Raw genomic sequence first — 12,233 nt, 5'->3', positions numbered from 1 at the left:
GCAATAAAAAAGGGCGGCCGCGAGTCAAGTTCTCTCGCATGGCCGCCCTTTTTTGCATCGGCGCGCATCAGCGCGCGTCAGCGCCCGTGGCCGCTCACGAAGCGATCGATCAACTCGTTGAACGCGGCGGGCCGCGCCAGATTCATCCCATGCGATGCGCCCGCCACACTTGCGCGGCGCGCATCGGGTAGCCAGGCATCGAGCGCGGCCACGGCCCGATGAAACACTTCCGGGCTCAGCTCGCCGTCGATCAGCAGCACGGGGCATTGCACCTCGGCGGCCTGCTCGCGCGAGTACGCTGGCAGCGGATCCTGAAACTGCGGCCCAAGCGTGTGTGCGTTGTCGGTGGCCATGCGGCGAAACCCATGCGTGCTCTTCGCCCAGAAGCCGGGCCGGCTCACCGAATCGACGAACAACTCCAGCCCCGCGTCCACCTGGCCCGACTCGATCAGCGCCACGGCGCGGGCGCGCAGCGCATTGACGTTCTCGGGGAGCGTGGCGAGCGTCTGGCCCGGCTGCTGGACCGGGCCGCCCGGATCGGCGAGCGTGAGCGTGCGCACGTGCTGCGGATGGCGCCGCGCGAACTGGAACGACACGAGGCCGCCGCGCGAATGCCCGATCACGTGCGCCGGGCCGGCGCCGAGGGCTTCGATGAACGCCGCGAGTTCATCCGCATGCTGCCGCCAGCTGAATGGCAGGCCGCGCGCAGCGTCAGCGGCGGGCCAGTAGTGCGTGAGACTCACCGATACACAGCGATATTGTTGCGCGAGGCCGGCCAGCTGCGGCTGCCAGTAGCGGTAATCGCAAAGCGAGCCGTGCACGAAGAGAAGGAGTTCGCCCTCGCCCCGTTCGACATAGGGCATGGGCAGGCCGCCGGGCAGTTCGATGAACGTACCGGGGGCCGGAAAAGCGGCTGGATTCACGGCTGGACGAGGTGGAGACAACGGGACAGCGGCGCATTGAAAGGACAAAACGGCCTACGGGCAGTCCATCGCGGCGCACGCCGGCAAAGTGGCATATTGTCCCACGCCCGCGGCGCGAACACCGGGCACGCCGGCGCCCCGGAGAAGCGGCGTTGCCTCGTGCGCCGGCTTGCGCCGTTATTCGACCATTTCGAAAGCGTGCTCGCTCATGAGCGAGGCCGCCGCGCCCGCACCGCGCACCGCGCAGGTGAGCGGCTCGTCGGCCACCCGCACGGTCACGCCAAGTTCGGCGGCGAGGCACTGGTCGAGCCTGCCGAGCAGCGAGCCGCCGCCCGTGAGGACGATGCCGCTATCGGCGATATCGGTGACGAGTTCGGCGGGCGCCGTCTCGAGCACCTGCCGCACCGCGTTGATCACCACGCGCAACGGCGCGGCCAGCGCGTCCACCACGTCGTGGCTCGTGATCTCGACCGTGCGCGGCAGACCGTCTTCCATGCTGCGCCCGGTCGCGCGGATGCGTTCGATGGGTTCGCCGTAGAGCGCGCAGCCAATCGTCTTTTTCACGTGTTCGGCGGTCTGGTCTCCCAGCACGACGCCATAGAGCGTGCGCACATGGTCGACGATGGCGCGGTCGAACTGGTCGCCGCCCACGCGCACCGAGCCGCTGCACGCCACGCCGCCCAGCGCGACGATGCCCACTTCCGTCGTGCCGCCGCCGATATCCACGACCATCGAGCCCGTCGCCGCGTGCACCGGCAGACCCGCACCGAGCGCCGAAGCCAGCGACTCGCCGATCAGGTTTACGCTCGCAGCGCCCGCCGCGAAGGCCGCCTCGCGAATCGCGCGGAGTTCGACGCGCGTCGCGCCCGCCGGCACGCACACCGTGAATGCCGCACGACGGCCGAGCAGACGGCGCGGCTGCGCCATCGCCACGAAGCGGCGCATCATGTGCTCGGCAGCGGAAAAATTGGCGATCACGCCATGCGAGAGCGGCCGCACCGTCTCCATATTGGCCGGCGCGCGGCCGAGCAGATCCTTCGCCTCGCGGCCCACGGCGGCCACCGTCGTCTCGTTCGCGCCCGCGCGCCGCTCGAAGCAGACCACGGAGGGCTGGTTCAGCACGATGCCCTTGTCGGCGGTGTAGATGAGCGTGTTGGCCGTACCGAGATCGAGCGCCACGTCCTGGCGGAACAGCCTTTTGGAAAAAATGGATTGCGGCTTGGCTCGGGCCATATTGGTCTGAAGTTCGGTTCTTTTTGGCGACCCGGCAGACGACGCGCCGCCGGATGGCATTCCCGATGGCGGCCTCGTCCAGGCAGCGCGAACCAGCCGCGCGCCGGGCGGAACGGGCCTACGCGGCCCACAGGGTCGCGGCGACTCCCCGTAATAACGGCCGCGACCGGCGCGAACTTTAGCCGGTCGAAAAACAACTGCATAGCCTATCCGGAAAATATGGCCGAAATACGACACTGCGGGCTTGTGCGACTGCCAATTTGTACCGATTTAGCCCGCTGATGGCCCCGGATCGCGGCCGATTCACGCTGATTAACGGGGACCGACCTCGTCCCCGCCAGCAATCGGAACGGAGCCGATTAGCCGCGCGCGAGCGCGCGCACCAGGGCGTCGCGCCCGAGCATGACGCCCTGCGGCGTGATCGTGTGGCCGACGCCCGGCAGCGCGAAAGCCGTGACCGCGAAGCCCGCGTCGCTGAACGCGGCGGCGGCGCGCTCCAGTTCGCTCGCCGGAATCACTTCGTCGTCCTCGCCGTGCACGAGCGTGAGCACCGTGCGGCTTTTCGCGACCACGGGCGTGACGAGCCGGCCCGCATAGGCGACCACGGCCGCCGCGCCCGCCGCCTGCGTGGCCACGTGGTACAGCGACATGATCGAGCCTTGCGAGAAGCCCACCAGCGCGAGCGCGTCGTGGCCGAGCCCCCAGTGGGCGAGTTCGGCGGCGAGCCGCCGCTCGAACACCTGCGAGGCGACGACGACGCGCGCCTCGCGATTGGTCTCGCTGATGTCGCGCAGGCTGAACCACTGGCGTCCGCCAAAGCCGCCGTCGAACGGCTCGCTGCCGTCGAGCGACGTGAACGCGACGCCCGGCAGCGCATCGCGCCATACGTCCGCGAGCGGCGTGAGGTCCTGTGCGTTGCTGCCTACCCCGTGCAGCAGCACGACGAGCGCGTGCGCGGCGCCATCGGCCGGCGCCAGACGCCAGCCCCCTTCGAATGCTTCCCAGCTCATGGTCGGACCTCCCCTGTACTGACGATCGTATTGTGTGTCCAGCGCACGCTTTTTGCGCGGCGCGCGGCAGGCGCAAGGATACGCTCGCCATGCCGCGCGTGTACGAAAGACTCCATTTCCCGGCATTACATAAAGCCGCAACCGCAGCCCGATCGCGCGAAAGCCATTCGCAAGCCCCATGACCCTGCACCGCATGGGGATGCTCCGCGGCCGGCGATGACGAAGGGCGATTACAGGTATCCTGTGCCGCAAACCGAATCCGCGGAGAACACGCTTGAACCAGCCCGCCGCATCATCGGCGCCGCCCGCGCCACCGCCGCCGCTCCAGGGAGGCAGCCTGGTCCTCGGCACCATCGCGGTCTCGCTCGCGACCTTCATGAACGTGCTCGACACGTCGATCGCCAACGTCGCCATTCCGACCATCTCCGGCGACATGGGCGTGTCCGTCGACGAAGGCACGTGGGTCATCACCGTGTTCGCGGCGGCCAACGCCGTGTCCATTCCGCTCACCGGCTGGCTCACGCAGCGCTTCGGCCAGGTGCGCCTGTTCGTCACCTCGATCCTCTCGTTCGTGGTGGCGTCGTGGCTGTGCGGCATCGCACCGACCCTGCCGTTCCTGCTGGTCGCGCGCGTGCTGCAAGGCGCCGTGGCCGGCCCGCTGATTCCGCTCTCGCAGGCCATCCTGCTCGGCTCGTGGCCCAAGGACAAATCGGCGAGCGCGCTGGCGTTCTGGGCGATGACGACGACCGTCGGCCCGATCGCGGGACCGGCGCTCGGCGGCTGGATCACGGATAGCTACAACTGGGCGTGGATCTTCTACATCAACATCCCGGTGGGCTTCTTCGCGGCGTTCGTCACGTGGTCGATCTACCGCAAGCGCGAATCCGCCACGCGCAAACCGCCTATCGACGTGGTGGGCCTCGGCCTCCTGATCGCCTGGGTCGCCTCGCTCCAGATCATGCTCGATAAAGGCAAGGACCTCGACTGGTTCAACTCGCCCGTGATCGTCACGCTCGGCCTCGTCGCGCTCATCAGCTTTGCGTTCTTTCTGGTCTGGGAGCTGACCGAGGAGCATCCGATCGTCGATTTGCGTTTGTTCGGACAACGGAACTTTCTCGGCGGCACGATCGCGATTTCCGTGGCCTATGCCGTGTTCTTCGGCAATCTCGTGCTGTTGCCGCAGTGGATGCAGGAGTATCTGAACTACCGTTCGGTGGACGCGGGCCTCGTGACCGCGCCGCTCGGCGTCTTCGCGCTGCTGCTCTCGCCCGTCGTGGGGCGCCTGTTGCCGCGCTCCGACGCGCGCATCATCGCGACGATCGCGTTCGTGATGTTCGCGGGGGTGTTCTACATGCGTTCGCTGTACGTGATCGAAATCGACACCTTCCATCTCGTGCTGCCCACGCTGCTGCAGGGCATCCCGATGGCGCTCTTCTTCGTGCCGCTCACGGCGATCATTCTCGCGGGGCAGCCGCCGAGCCGCGTGCCGGCGGCGGCGGGCCTCTCGAACTTCGTGCGTGTGTTCTGCGGCGCGGTGGGCACCTCGATCGCGACCAACGCCTGGAACAACCGCACGATCCTGCATCACGCGCGGCTCACGGAACAGGCCTCGGTCAACAACCCGACCTTCGTGCAGGCGATGGACCAGACCCAGAAGGTGTTGAATTTGAGCGAGCCTTCCGCGCGCGCGCTGTTCGACTTCCAGCTCTCCACCCAGGCCGCCATGATGGGGCTGAACGACATTTTCTATATCTCGGCGATCATCTTTCTCGTGATCATTCCGCTCATCTGGATCACGAAGTCGACGAAGGGCGGCGGAGGCGGCGGCGCGGCGGGAGCGCATTGACGCGCGGGGTCGAGTCGGGGCGCGCAATGAAGCCGTGGCGCCAAGCGCGAGCCGCTACAATCGCGGGACCGCTGCGGGCGCTCCGCCGCGATTGCCTGGCTCCCTCCCATGACTCACACGTTCGACTACACGCCCATCCTCGACGCCATCCATCGCGACCTGCAGCCGTATATCGGCACGGGCCGCGTGGCCGACTACATCCCTGAACTCGCCACGGTGCGCGCCGATCACTTCGGCATGGCCATCGTCACGGTGGACGGCCAGGTGTACCGCACCGGCGACGCCGACGTGCGCTTTTCCATCCAGAGCATTTCGAAGCTGTTCGCCTGCACACTCGCGTTCCAGCTGCTCGGCGACGCACTCTGGCAGCGCGTGGGCCGCGAGCCGTCGGGCACGGCATTCAACTCGCTCGTGCAGCTCGAATTCGAGGCGGGCAAGCCGCGCAACCCGTTCATCAACGCGGGCGCGCTGGTCGTGACCGACGTGCTGTGCCGCCGCTTCGTGCAGGCGGAAACCGCGCTCGTCGATTTCATGCGGCGGCTTGCGGGCGAGCCCGGCATCGGCTACGACCTGCGCGTTGCGCAGTCGGAACTCGCGCACGCCGAGCGCAACCGCGCGATGGCGCATTTCATCGCGAGCTTCGGCAACCTGGAGATGCCCGCCGATACCGTGATCGACGCGTATTGCCGCCAGTGCGCGATCTCGATGAGCTGCGTGGAACTGGCGCGCGCTGCGCTCTTTCTCGCCAACGGCGGCGTTTCGCCCGCGAGCGGCGAACCCGTGCTCGACGCGAGTTCGGCCAAGCGCCTTTCTGCGCTGATGCTGACCTGCGGCACCTACGACGCGGCCGGCGACTTCGTGTACCGCGTGGGCTTGCCGGCGAAGAGCGGTGTGGGCGGCGGGATCATCGCGGTGCTGCCCGGCGAATTCGCGGTGTGCGTGTGGTCGCCGGGCCTCGACTCGACTGGGAATTCGCTGGTCGGCTCGCTGGCGCTGGAGTGGCTGACGACGCGCACCGGCCGCTCGATTTTCTGAGGCTTGGGTGAACGCCATCCGGTCCGCATCGGCAAGCTCCGCGCGACGACGCAGCCTCAGAGCGGCGGCCGCTCGAGCGTGAGCCAGCGCTGCACGGAAGGCCTCTGCCACTGAGCCAGGGCGTACTGCGCCAGCCGATGCGGCACCGGATCGCCGTTCAGCACCAGACGGTTCAGCATCAGCGCCAGGTCCACATCGGCGATGGACCACTCGCCGAAAAGATGCTTTTCGCCTTGTGCGAGCAACGCTTCGGCCATCGCGAAGAGCTTCTCCGCCGCGAGTTGCGCTGCGCTGGAAAGCGGCGCCGTGGTCGGGCCGCAAAACACGACCTCGGTCGAGCGCTCCTGGCGGATCGGCATGAGATCGCTGCGCAGCCACGCCTGAACCTGGCGCGCGCGGGCGCGCTGTTGGCGATCCGCGGGATAAAGCGCCACGCCGGGGAAGGCTTCGTCCAGATACTCCGTGATCGCCGAGGATTCCGAGAGCGCGAAGCCATCGTGGATCAGGGTCGGCACGCGCCGCGTGAGCGAGATTGCCGCAAATTCCGGCTGCTGGTTTTCGCTCTTGCCGAGATCGACGGTCGAAAGTTCGAACGCGAGCGCCTTCTCGTGCAGCGCGACGAAGACGGACATCGCGTAGGGACTGGCGTACTGGGCGTCGGCGTAGAGGTGGAGAGTGGGGTGGGTCACAGTCGGCTCCGTTATTGGCGCCGACGATAGTAGCAAGCCCAGCCGCCGTTGCGCTCGATCATCGGCAGGCCGATCGAATCGGCCTGCCCCGCTCCGCTCACGCCGTCGTGGAAACCAGCCCCGTGGTCTTGCCGCTCGCGACCATCAACTGCGCCAGCGAAGTCTGCACGCTCGCCAGTTGCGACGCGATCTGGCTGACCTGACTCGCGTCCGATTGCGACGCCGGGCTCAACGCGCTCTGCGCATTCTGGATCTGCGCCTTGATCTGGCTGATCTCGCCCGAGTTCGAGCCTTGCGCCGCGGCGCTGGAGGTCTGCGACGACACCTGCGCGAGCTGGGCCTGAAGCGACGCGATGAGCGCGTTCAATTCCTCGACTTCGCTCGATGACGAACTGCTGGAGGATGCCGCGCCGCCGCCGCCGCCCGCTTTCGAAGAGGCCGAAGTGCTTTGCGTCGAAGTCGAAGCCGAGGTGGTGCCGCTGCTCGACGCGCTCGTCGACGAACTCGTCGTGTTGCTGTCGTTTGAATTCGACGATGCCGCGCCCGAGGAAGCGCCGTTGCCTGCGCCGCCCGTCGAAGCCTGCGTGCCGCCGCCGTAGGCAGTCGTCGTAGTCGTCGTCGCGGTAATGGGTTGAATCTGCATGGAATCTTTCTCGCCGTAAGTCAAGGGCTGCGCCGCTGCCGAATAACGCCCTATCCGTGTGTTATCGGCAAGCCTGAAGGTTTCTTGAGCGCTGTCCATGCCGCCTTTATCGCGGGGCGGTCGTGGCCTGCTTACACCATGATGTATCCGTGCCGCATGCCGAGCATCACCGCTTCGGTGCGATTGGTCGCGCCGAGTTTGCCGAAGATGGACGAGAGGTGGGATTTCACCGTGTTGTCCGAGATGTCGAGTTGCCGGGCGATCTCCTTGTTGCCGAGTCCGTCGGCGAGCATCGCCAGCACTTCGATCTCCCGTAGCGACAAGGCCTCGAACGGTCCGCCGGATGCCGGCTGGCGCAACGGTTTTCGTCCGGCCAGCAGCCTTGCGAGGATATCGGGCGACAGCACGCACAGGCCAGCGGCAGCGGCTTCGATGGCCGCGACGATTTCGGCGGGCGTCACGTCGCGCGACAGGATCGCCGTCGCATAGGCGGGCAGTTCGTCGAGGAACGCGTCGCTATCCGGGTCGTCGAGCAACAGGACCAGCGCCGCTGGTGCGTGGCCTGGGTCGAACAGCGTCTTGAGCGCGTCGCTCGCCTGAGGCTCGATGTCGGCTACGACGACATCCGGCACCGAACCGGCGAGGTAAGCGGCGAGCGTTTCGGTGTCGGCGGCGCTACCGAGGAACGCGAGTGCCGGGTCCGACTCGACGATCGTCTGCAGGCTCGCGCGCAGCTGCGATGACGCCGCAATGACCGCGACCCGCACCGGCCCCATGTCTTCCATCGTTCCATCCGCCATTTCGCCGCGTCCCGGACTTCACCTGCATGCGTGTCGTTGGGGCCGCTCGCCCACGGTGACCGTGCACGCGTGGCGCTCGCCGCCCCGGATCAACGTGACGGGCAACGGCTGGCCGATGCCCGTCGAGCCCAGCGCGGCGTGCAGGTCGCCCATGTCGCGGCAAGGTTGGCCGGCCAGTTCGATCAGCACATCGCCGATGAGCACACCGGCCTGTTCCGCGGGACCGCCCGGCGCAAGCGAACTGATCAGCAATCCGCTATTGAACGACAGGTTCATTTTGTCCACCCATGCGTTCGGCAGGCTGACCTGCTGTGTGCCGACGCCAAGATAGCCGCGCGAGACGCGCCCCTTGGCCAGCAGCTCGTCGGCGACGCGCTCCACCGTCGTCGCGGGAATCACCATGCCGGCGCCGCGCATCAGCCCCGACGTGCAGATGCCCACGACCTGGCCGCGCATGTCGGCGAGCGCCGCGCCCGAGAATCCCGGGCGCAGACCGCCGTCGAGCCGCACGAACGCGTCGAGCTGGCCGCCTCGCCACGTGCGCCAGGCACCGCCCGTGCCGCCGATCACGCCAAAATCGGCGCTGACGCCGAGTTCGTCGGTGCGCGCGACCGCGAGCGCCAGATGACCCGGCTTCAGTGAGCCCGCATCGCCGGACTCGACTGGGTCGAGGTCCACGCCGTCCAGCTTCAGCACGGCGAGGTCGGTGCCCGGATCGAGGCCTGCAAGGACCGCGGCGACCGTACGACCGTCGGTCAGGGTGATCTTGATCCCCTCCTCGCGCCGGATCGTGTGGGCAGCCGTTACGACGACGCCATGGCGCCAGATTACCCCACTCGACGGCATGCGATGCCGGCCGTGAATTGCCACAACGCTCTGCCCGACTCGCGCGACAATGTCGGCCAGACCGTCCGAGAAAACCACTAAAGGATTTGCGCTCGAGGATGTCGTTTCCATTTCAAGTCTCCTGCCAATGTGGGTTCACCATTCGTGGGTTCACAATGACAGAAGGACAGGCGGCGCACACCACCCAAATGGGTAGTCGGATCGATGCAGTGCACACGGAGTCAACACGGGAGGAAGGCCATGAGTACGCTTGCCCAATTCGCATCAGGCCTCCGGCGCACGCGCCAGTGGTGGATGGCCGTGATGACCGCGGCGCTCTGTTTGCTGGGCCAGGGCGCTTTCGCGCAAGCGGACGCCAGGGCGACGAGCCTGCGCGAAAAGTACCAGAGTCTCACACAGCAACTCGCGCAAAACCAGTTTCAGCGACCGCTTTACCTCGAATCGCAGGAGCTGCCATCGGCACTCAAAGGCGATATTTACGGCGTGGTCAACTTCCCTTTCGCGACGGTCAACGACACGCTCAACCACCCGACTGAAGGGCCCGCGAACTGGTGCGACGTGCTGATCCTGCACCTGAACATCAAGTACTGCCATGCCTCGACCGGCGCGAACGGTACGGTGCTCGCCGTGAATATCGGCAAGAAAACCGAGGAATCGCTGTCCTCATCCTACCGCGTGCAATTCGCCTGGCAGCAGGCGGTGAGTAGCCCTGACTATTTTCGCGTGGAGCTTACCGCCGCCACCGGTCCGCTGAGCACGAAAGACTACCGGATCGTGCTGGAGGCCATCCCCGTGGGTAACGATCGCACCTTTATTCATCTGACTTACGCCTACGGTTACGGCACGGCGGGGCGGCTTGCCATGAAAGCCTATCTGGCGACGATAGGCAGCGACAAAGTCGGCTTTTCCACGACCCGCGATCCGTCGACGAACGAGACGCGATACATCGGCGGCGTGCGCGGTCTGGTCGAACGCAACACCATGCGCTATTACCTCGCCATCGAAGCGTATCTCGATGCGCTTTCCAGCCCGCCCAATGCCCGCCTCGACAAACGCCTCGCCGAGTGGTTCGACGCGACCGAGCAGTATCCGCGGCAACTGCACGAGGTCAGCCGCGCCGATTACATGCAAATGAAGCACAACGAATATCAGCGTCAGCAGACTGCGCAGTAGCCCGTGTCACCGATTCGTTTGCGAACCTCCTGATCTAGCGTCCCGGCGGTTCAGCTTCCGGCGCGCGCCGTTTGAAAGACGGCGCAGCAACACCTTCGATCATGATATTCACGCACGCCGGCAGCTTCGCGTTCTGCGCAGCCTGCGCCCGCTCGATCGCGTCTTTCATGTCGTCCGCACGTTCGACGAACGCGCCCGCTCCGCCGAAGGCCTCGGTCACGCGATCGTAGCGTGCGGGCAGCAACTCGCAGCCGATCAGCCGCTCGGGTCCATAAGTGCGCAACTGGATCTGGTACTCGGCGTTCCAGCGCGCGTCGTTGCCGACCACGGCCACGAAGGGTAATCCGTAGCGCACGGCGGTATCCATTTCCGCCGCATGAAAGCCGAACGTGCCGTCCCCCATCACGGCAACGACGGGTGCATCAGGGTGCGCGACGCGCGCGGCCAGCGCGAACGGCAGCGCGGCGCCGATCGCCCCGGCGACGCCGTTGATCACACGATGGGGCGCGCGCAGGCAGGCTTGCGCCCACTGCCCGAATTCGCCGCCATCGGAGACGAAAACCGCGTCGGGATGGCTGTCGAGCAACGTCCGGAACGGCGCGAGCGCCTGAACAGGATGAACCCGTTTTTCGAGCGACGATGACGCCGTGCGCCATTGCTCGGGCCGCCATGCAATCGCGCCCTGCACGTCGCGCGTCCATCGTTCGTCGCACTTGTGGGCATTGCGGGAAACGGTAGCCAGCATTTCGAGCGCCGGGAGACTATCCGCCACGGCCGTGCCGATCAGGCGCTCACCTACCGCGCGGCGCGTGCGTGCAATCTCCTGCGACTCCGGATCGACCTGAACAAACGTGCAATCCGGCGCAAACGCGGGCGACTTCCCGAACGCCAGCGTGAAATCCATGCGCTTGCCGACCAGCATCACACGGTCAGCCTGCGCCAGAACCTCGGCGAACGCCCCCAGCGCCGGATCGTTGACGCCGCGCGGGCTCTCCATGCCGATGACCGGAATGCCGAGCGCCGCCGCGAGCGTGTCCGTGCGCTCGCGGCCCGCGCGCGTCATGCACGCGGGCCCCACGAGGATCAGCGGGCGCGACGCATCGGCGAGGCTCGAGACGAGGCGCCTGGCCGTTGTATCGTCAAGCATCTGCCGCGCGGGCAAAAAGCTTTCGACGTTCATTTCAGCGGGCACGTGCGCTGCGCCTTCCAATACGTCCACTGGCAGGCTCAGGTGAACGGGCCCGGGGCGCCCCGACTGCGCGGTGCGCATCGCATGCAACAGTTCATCGACGAGGGTGTCCGGATGCTGCGCCGTGGCGGCCATCTTCACGAGCGGCGCCGCCACATCCGCCTGGCGCATCTCCTGAAACGCGCCCATGCCCAACTGGTCGTGCGGCGCATGCCCGGAGAGCAGCAGAACGGGCGATTCCGCCATCTGCGCCGTATAGAGCGCCGAAACCGCGTTGGCGTGACCGGGACCGCCCGTCACCAGCGCCACGCCGACCTTGCCGGTCAAGCGCGCATAGGCGTCGGCCATATGCACGGCCGCGGCCTCGTGGCGCGTGTGAAACAACTCGATACCCGCGCCGATGCAAGCGTCGAACACCGGCATGATGTGGTTGCCCGACAAGGTGAAGACATGCTTCACCCCGGCTTTGGACAGCGCATTTACCAGCGCGTCAGCGCCGCGGCATGCAATCGACATTGCGATATCTCCTGTTCAAGACGAATTGATTCCCGCATGAAATGGGTGGCGAGTGGATTATTCGCGTCATCTGGCAGGGCGAAAAGTCAGTAATTCTTGAAGTCGACGAAAGAATTGCTTCGTCTCGCGCACGATGCGCCGACACCCATGTTTTCCCTGATGGCAATCCGAAGGCTAACACATTACATTGCGACTCATACATATGAGTTGTATGACTGTGACAAACAGGCGACGCTCCCTGCGGGCCATTGGCGCGCACCGGTTGTACAGTCAATTTCGATTCGCAGTGCTTCCTTTTGCCCTGCCACACCTGGGGCCCGGCAAGCTTGC

General features: G+C 66.4%; 12 protein-coding genes. 4 read left to right on the top strand and 8 right to left on the bottom strand.

Going from position 1 to position 12,233, the window contains the following annotated elements; genetic code table 11:
• Positions 1-77 precede the first annotated feature (77 nt).
• The 3 genes from AB4Y35_RS04710 to AB4Y35_RS04700 form a co-directional block, all read right to left on the bottom strand.
• Positions 78-863: an alpha/beta fold hydrolase gene (locus AB4Y35_RS04710; protein WP_368688423.1), complete on the bottom strand. Its 786-nt coding sequence runs from the start codon at positions 861-863 to the stop codon at positions 78-80.
• Between the two features lie 237 nt (positions 864-1,100).
• Entirely contained in the window at positions 1,101-2,156 is a 1,056-nt protein-coding gene (locus tag AB4Y35_RS04705) for a rod shape-determining protein (protein ID WP_368688349.1), read from the bottom strand.
• Positions 2,157-2,515: 359 nt separating this feature from the next.
• Positions 2,516-3,166, bottom strand: a complete 651-nt coding sequence (locus AB4Y35_RS04700) for an alpha/beta hydrolase (protein WP_368703512.1) — start codon at positions 3,164-3,166, stop codon at positions 2,516-2,518.
• A 274-nt stretch (positions 3,167-3,440) separates the two neighbouring features.
• Between AB4Y35_RS04700 and AB4Y35_RS04695 the strand changes: the two genes are divergently transcribed.
• Both AB4Y35_RS04695 and AB4Y35_RS04690 read left to right on the top strand, forming a co-directional pair.
• Positions 3,441-5,012, top strand: a complete 1,572-nt coding sequence (locus AB4Y35_RS04695) for a DHA2 family efflux MFS transporter permease subunit (RefSeq protein ID WP_368703511.1) — start codon at positions 3,441-3,443, stop codon at positions 5,010-5,012.
• A gap of 108 nt (positions 5,013-5,120) precedes the next feature.
• Positions 5,121-6,047 carry a glutaminase gene (locus tag AB4Y35_RS04690; RefSeq protein ID WP_368703510.1) on the top strand — a complete coding sequence of 309 codons (927 nt, stop codon included), beginning with the start codon at positions 5,121-5,123 and terminating at the stop codon, positions 6,045-6,047.
• A 56-nt stretch (positions 6,048-6,103) separates the two neighbouring features.
• Here the strand turns inward: AB4Y35_RS04690 and yfcF are convergent, their stop codons facing one another.
• Positions 6,104-6,736, bottom strand: a complete 633-nt coding sequence (yfcF, locus tag AB4Y35_RS04685) for a glutathione transferase (protein WP_368703509.1) — start codon at positions 6,734-6,736, stop codon at positions 6,104-6,106.
• 97 nt (positions 6,737-6,833) lie between these two features.
• Entirely contained in the window at positions 6,834-7,103 is a 270-nt protein-coding gene (locus tag AB4Y35_RS04680) for a hypothetical protein (protein WP_368703508.1), read from the bottom strand.
• Here AB4Y35_RS04680 and AB4Y35_RS04675 point away from each other — a divergent pair.
• Positions 7,090-7,335, top strand: a complete 246-nt coding sequence (locus AB4Y35_RS04675) for a hypothetical protein (protein WP_368703507.1) — start codon at positions 7,090-7,092, stop codon at positions 7,333-7,335. The genes AB4Y35_RS04680 and AB4Y35_RS04675 overlap by 14 nt on opposite strands.
• Before the next feature lie 175 nt (positions 7,336-7,510).
• Here AB4Y35_RS04675 and AB4Y35_RS04670 read toward each other — a convergent pair whose 3' ends face one another.
• On the bottom strand, positions 7,511-8,155 hold the full coding sequence (locus tag AB4Y35_RS04670) for a LuxR C-terminal-related transcriptional regulator (RefSeq protein ID WP_368703853.1): 645 nt from the start codon (positions 8,153-8,155) through the stop codon (positions 7,511-7,513).
• 42 nt (positions 8,156-8,197) lie between these two features.
• The gene (locus AB4Y35_RS04665; protein WP_368703852.1) at positions 8,198-9,103 is read right to left on the bottom strand and encodes a S1C family serine protease; all 906 of its coding nucleotides are present in this window, start codon (positions 9,101-9,103) and stop codon (positions 8,198-8,200) included.
• 162 nt (positions 9,104-9,265) lie between these two features.
• Here AB4Y35_RS04665 and AB4Y35_RS04660 point away from each other — a divergent pair, with 162 nt between their 5' ends.
• Positions 9,266-10,198 (top strand): hypothetical protein, encoded by a 933-nt coding sequence (locus tag AB4Y35_RS04660; RefSeq protein WP_368703506.1) that lies wholly within the window; start codon positions 9,266-9,268, stop codon positions 10,196-10,198.
• 34 nt (positions 10,199-10,232) lie between these two features.
• Here AB4Y35_RS04660 and AB4Y35_RS04655 read toward each other — a convergent pair whose 3' ends face one another.
• The gene (locus AB4Y35_RS04655) at positions 10,233-11,903 is read right to left on the bottom strand and encodes a thiamine pyrophosphate-binding protein (protein ID WP_368703505.1); all 1,671 of its coding nucleotides are present in this window, start codon (positions 11,901-11,903) and stop codon (positions 10,233-10,235) included.
• Positions 11,904-12,233: the final 330 nt, after the last annotated feature.

Source organism: Paraburkholderia sp. EG286A (assembly GCF_040965375.1).
Lineage (GTDB): Bacteria > Pseudomonadota > Gammaproteobacteria > Burkholderiales > Burkholderiaceae > Paraburkholderia.
The sequence above is the reverse complement of the archived record's forward strand: the minus strand, read 5'-3'. Positions and strand labels throughout refer to the sequence as shown.

Coding starts and splice junctions, on each gene's coding strand:
- AB4Y35_RS04710 (WP_368688423.1), bottom strand. CDS start 863: ATGCCCTATGTCGAACGGGGCGAGGGCGAACTCCTTCTCTTCGTGCAC.
- AB4Y35_RS04705 (WP_368688349.1), bottom strand. CDS start 2,156: ATGGCCCGAGCCAAGCCGCAATCCATTTTTTCCAAAAGGCTGTTCCGC.
- AB4Y35_RS04700 (WP_368703512.1), bottom strand. CDS start 3,166: ATGAGCTGGGAAGCATTCGAAGGGGGCTGGCGTCTGGCGCCGGCCGAT.
- AB4Y35_RS04690 (WP_368703510.1), top strand. CDS start 5,121: ATGACTCACACGTTCGACTACACGCCCATCCTCGACGCCATCCATCGC.
- AB4Y35_RS04675 (WP_368703507.1), top strand. CDS start 7,090: ATGAGCGCGTTCAATTCCTCGACTTCGCTCGATGACGAACTGCTGGAG.
- AB4Y35_RS04670 (WP_368703853.1), bottom strand. CDS start 8,155: ATGGGGCCGGTGCGGGTCGCGGTCATTGCGGCGTCATCGCAGCTGCGC.
- AB4Y35_RS04660 (WP_368703506.1), top strand. CDS start 9,266: ATGAGTACGCTTGCCCAATTCGCATCAGGCCTCCGGCGCACGCGCCAG.
- AB4Y35_RS04655 (WP_368703505.1), bottom strand. CDS start 11,903: ATGTCGATTGCATGCCGCGGCGCTGACGCGCTGGTAAATGCGCTGTCC.